The sequence below is a fragment of the Micromonospora sp. NPDC002411 genome (assembly GCF_053592955.1).
The window spans coordinates 1-3,300 of the sequence record NZ_JBSFBM010000514.1 but is presented as its reverse complement, the minus strand read 5'-3'; the positions used below and the strand labels follow the sequence as shown (position 1 = coordinate 3,300).

The window sequence follows — 3,300 nt, the reverse complement described above, 5'->3', positions numbered from 1 at the left end:
CACTGACGACAGCCTCGCCGAGACGTTCTGGGCGGTGGCGTCCCGTTTGCGGCGGCAGACCCGGGAGTCGTTGGCGCCCTGGGACATCACCCCCAGCCAGTCCCGGGCGCTCGGTGTCCTGGGCCGCCACGGCGAGGTACGCCCCGGAACACTCGCCGAGCACCTGCGCATCGCGCCCCGCTCGGCCACCGAGGTCATCGACGACCTGCAGACCCGTGGGCTCGTCGAGCGCCGCCCCGACCCGGCCGACCGGCGAGCCACACTTGTCGCCCTCACCGACGAGGGCAACCGGGTCAGCACCGCCATCCGGGCCGCCCGCCGGGCCGAGGCCGACCGCTTCTTCGGGCACCTCGACGAGACCGACCGTGCCGAACTGGCCCGCATCCTGCGCACCCTGCGCGGCTGAGCCGGACGGGCGGGGCCACCGGACGCGGGACCACCTGCGGGTTTGCCCACCCGCTACCCGGGTAGCCAGCGGCCCCGTTCCCACCGCGGGCCCCGCCACCACCAGTCGGGGAGACCTGACAGGAGGGCCATGTCTGCCCTGGACCAGCACCGCCCCGCCTGATGTGCGGGATCAGCGGGGAGGCGCGGTTCGACGGCCGGTCCCCTGACGCGGCGGCGGTCACCCGGATGACCGAGGCGATGCGATCCCGCGGCCCGGACGACGAGGGCCTGTTCGCCGACGGTTGGGTGACCCTCGGGCACCGCCGGTTGACCATCATCGACCTGTCCGACGCGGGCGGGCAGCCGATGGTCCGCGACGACCTGGGCCTCGCCCTGGTCTTCAACGGCTGCATCTACAACTACCCGGAGCTACGCGAGGAGTTGCGCAACGCCGGGTACGCGTTCCACTCCACCAGCGACACCGAGGTGATCCTGGTGGCGTACGCGCACTGGGGTGAGCGTTTCGTCGACCACCTGGTCGGCATGTTCGCGATCGGCCTGGTGGACCGGGCCCGGCAGCGGTTGGTGCTGGCCCGCGACCGGCTCGGCATCAAGCCGCTCTACCTCGCCGAGACGCCCGGGCGGCTCCGGTTCGCCTCCACCCTGCCCGCGCTGCTGGCCGCCGGCGACGTCGACACCGGCATCGACCCGGTGGCGCTGCACCACTACCTGTCCTGGCACTCCATCGTGCCCGCGCCCCGGACGGTGCTGCGTGGTGTGCGCAAGCTGCCGCCAGCCACCCTGCGGGTGATCGAGGCGGACGGGCGCAGCCGCGAGGAGGTGTACTGGCGACCCGACTACGTGCGGGAGCCCGCCGACACGGGGATGGACGCCGCCGACTGGCGGGCTGCCATCGGGGACGCGCTGCGCGCGGCGGTACGCCGACGGCTGGTCGCCGACGTACCGGTAGGCGTGCTGCTGTCCGGTGGTCTGGACTCCAGCCTCATCGTGGCGCTCCTCGCCGAGGCCGGCCAGCAGCACCTGCGGACGTTCAGCATCGGCTTCGACAGTCGGGGCGGCGAGTCCGGCGACGAGTTCCACTACTCCGACCTGGTGGCCCGCGCGTTCGACACCGACCACCACCGGATCCGGCTGGCCGACGACGACCTGGTGCCCGCCGTACGGCGTGCGGTGCTGGCGATGACCGAGCCGATGGGCAGCCACGACGTGGTCGCCTTCCACCTGCTGTCCGAGCAGGTGGCGCACCACGTGAAGGTGGCGCAGTCCGGGCAGGGCGCCGACGAGGTGTTCGCCGGCTACGGCTACCACCAGCCGCTCACCGAGGTGCCTCGGCACAGCGCCGCCGAGACGTTCGCCGCCGCGTTCTTCGACCGCGACCACGACGAGCTGCGCAACCTCGTCGGCCCGGAGTACGCGCTGGAGCACGACGCCAGCCGGGAACTGCTCGCCGGGCACCTCGCCGCGCCGGGGGCGCAGACCGCGCTCGATGCCGTGCTGCGCCTGGACACCCACCTGATGCTCCCCGACGACCCGGTCAAGCGGGTGGACAGCATGAGCATGGCGTGGGGCCTGGAGGTACGCACGCCCTTCCTCGACCAGGACCTGGTCACCCTGGCCGCGCACTGTCCGCCGGAGCACAAGGTCGCGCAGGGCGGTAAGGGCGTCCTCAAGGAGGTCGCCCGGGAGGTGCTGTCCGCCGAGGTGATCGACCGTCGCAAGGGGTACTTCCCCGTGCCGGCGTTGCGCAACGTGGACGGCCCGGTGCGGGAGCTGGTCGCCGAGGCGTTGCAGGCGCCGGCCGCGCGCGAGCGAGGGCTGTTCCGACCGGAGTACGTGGCACACCTGCTCGCCGAGCCGGACCGGGCCGAGGCGGCGGCCGGCAGTAACAAGCTGTGGCAGCTCGGCCTGCTGGAGCTGTGGTTGCAGACGCACGACGTCCGCTGAGCCGCGCCACTCCCCTGACGTCAGGTCGCAGTCAGGTGGCGGCGGTGCGGCCGGCCAGGTCGTCGATGACGGCGCGCAGGTCACCGGTACTTTCCAGCACCCGGCGCTGCCGTGTCGCGCCGGTCCCGTCGCGGCGCAGCCGGGCCAGGTGCGCCAGCACGTACCCGAGGTCGCCGTGGCGCAGCAGGGCCGGGGCGATCACCGCCATCAGCTCGTCGACCAGCGCCCAGGCTGGTCGGGTGCCACCGGCGCGCAGGTCGATCAGCTCGCCGTCGAGGCCGTCGTGGGCGGCCCGCCAGTGCGCGGCGGCGACCAGACAGTCCCGGGTGTGCGGGGCGGTCACCCCGGCGCGTACGTCGTCGGCCAGGGTGGCGACGAGGGACCGGACCAGCGCGGCGACCAGGACCGTGTCGTCCACGTCGGAGCAGACGTCGCCCACCCGCACCTCCACTGTCGGGTACGCCGACGACGGCCGGGCGTACCAGTAGACCATCGCGGCGTCGAGCATGATGCCGGCGGCGATCAGCTCGTCCACGGTCCGGTCGTAGTCGGCGGCGGAGTCGAAGTACGGAGTCGGACCGATGCTGGGCCACCGTTCCAGCTGCATCGACCGCCAACTGGCGTGGCCGGTGTCGCGCCCGTCGTGCAGCGGCGAGTTGGTGGTGATCGCCTGGATCACCGGCAGCCACGTGCGCAGGTGGTTGCAGACCTGCACGGCCAGTTCCCGGTCGGGCAGCCCGACGTGCACGTGACAGCCGCAGACCGCCGGGTCGTGCGCCACCGGACCGTACCGGCGCGACATCGCGTGATAGCGGGGCCGGTCGGGGACCGTCCGGTGCGGCTCGGCAACGGGGCGGGCGCGGCCGCCGAGATCCGCGAGCGCGGCGTCGACGAGGTACGCCTCGAGGACGTGATGGCACACACCGGCACCAGCAAGGGTCAACTCTT

Annotated in this window: 3 protein-coding genes; 2 read left to right on the top strand and 1 reads right to left on the bottom strand. The window is 73.2% G+C overall.

The window, feature by feature from the left end:
- Both ACWCO3_RS33180 and ACWCO3_RS33175 read left to right on the top strand, forming a co-directional pair.
- Positions 1 to 406: MarR family winged helix-turn-helix transcriptional regulator (locus ACWCO3_RS33180; RefSeq protein WP_450013882.1), on the top strand; the 406-nt coding region annotated here is incomplete at its 5' end.
- Between the two features lie 161 nt (positions 407 to 567).
- A complete protein-coding gene (locus tag ACWCO3_RS33175; protein WP_450013880.1) occupies positions 568 to 2,352 on the top strand; it encodes an N-acetylglutaminylglutamine amidotransferase in 1,785 nt (594 codons plus the stop codon).
- Between the two features lie 31 nt (positions 2,353 to 2,383).
- Here ACWCO3_RS33175 and ACWCO3_RS33170 read toward each other — a convergent pair.
- Positions 2,384 to 3,300, bottom strand: a 917-nt coding sequence (locus ACWCO3_RS33170) for a carboxylate-amine ligase (protein WP_450013878.1), incomplete at its 5' end; no start/stop codon positions are given.